The following is a 1,205-nucleotide window of genomic DNA, read 5'->3' as shown; positions in this document are numbered from 1 at the left end:
GTGCATAACCACTGCCGGGTTCCCCCATTCGGAAATCTACGGGTCAAAGGTTGCTTGCACCTCTCCGTAGCTTATCGCAGCTTACCGCGTCCTTCATCGGCTGATATCGCCAAGGCATCCGCCGTACGCCCTTAAAATCTTTACTTATTTTGCGCCATAATTTGCGACTATCTTCGTTGTACTGCATTCAGCTCATCTTGCGTATACAAATACGCGGCGATTTCGCTTCATTGGTACGCCTCGATATTCATCAAATTCTGACGAAAATCAATTTGATTTTTAGACATGCATTAGATACATTGTCGTTTTTTGTAGCCGTACATTTTCATGTACGTCACCAATAAGTCAGAGAATTATTTCCTATGTGCTCGGGTCAACCTACTTAGAAATTCTAAGAGATGACCTTACAAATATATAATAATTATCTTCTATGCAGTTTTCAAAGAACAAATCTGCTGATGTATAAATCAGCTTATGTAGTTTAGCACTTAACATCATAGATGTCAAATACTAAATGGTGGAGACGAGGAGATTCGAACTCCTGACCCCCTGCTTGCAAGGCAGGTGCTCTCCCAACTGAGCTACGCCCCCATGATTAAATGGTGGGCCTAGGTGGACTCGAACCACCGACCTCACGCTTATCAGGCGTGCGCTCTAACCAGCTGAGCTATAGGCCCATTTAATATATTGAGAAATTATTATCTTGTAGATAACAGATCTCTCAAAACCGAACAATGTTAGGTGCCAAAGTGTCGACCTAAGTGACATCCAAGCTCTTGGATCGGTGTATGTCTCCCTAGAAAGGAGGTGATCCAGCCGCACCTTCCGATACGGCTACCTTGTTACGACTTCACCCCAATCATCGACTTTACCTTAGACGGCTGGCTCCCGAAGGTTACCCCACCGGCTTTGGGCACTTCCGACTTTCGTGGTGTGACGGGCGGTGTGTACAAGGCCCGGGAACGTATTCACCGCAGTATGCTGACCTGCGATTACTAGCGATTCCGACTTCACGTAGGCGAGTTGCAGCCTACGATCCGAACTGAGAGAGTGTTTCTCGGGTTTGCTCCACCTCGCGGTTTCGCTTCCGTCTATTAACTCCCATTGTAGTACGTGTGTAGCCCAGGTCATAAGGGGCATGATGATTTGACGTCATCCCCGCCTTCCTCCGCATTGTCTGCGGCAGTCTCTCATGAGTTCCCACC

2 tRNA genes and 2 rRNA genes are annotated in these 1,205 nt (G+C 47.2%); all 4 read right to left on the bottom strand.

Annotated features, from left to right (window positions below):
• Positions 1-145, bottom strand: a 23S ribosomal RNA gene (locus tag VIHSUH07_RS07665); the annotation flags it as partial.
• A gap of 370 nt (positions 146-515) precedes the next feature.
• Positions 516-591 (bottom strand) — tRNA-Ala (locus VIHSUH07_RS07660).
• Positions 592-600: 9 nt separating this feature from the next.
• Positions 601-677: transfer RNA gene (locus VIHSUH07_RS07655), tRNA-Ile, on the bottom strand.
• Positions 678-800: 123 nt separating this feature from the next.
• Positions 801-1,205: ribosomal RNA gene (locus VIHSUH07_RS07650) — 16S ribosomal RNA — on the bottom strand; the annotation flags it as partial.

Source organism: Veillonella sp. T34266-5 (assembly GCF_002959815.1).
Classification (GTDB): domain Bacteria; phylum Bacillota; class Negativicutes; order Veillonellales; family Veillonellaceae; genus Veillonella; species Veillonella atypica.
The sequence above is the reverse complement of the archived record's forward strand: the minus strand, read 5'-3'. Positions and strand labels throughout refer to the sequence as shown.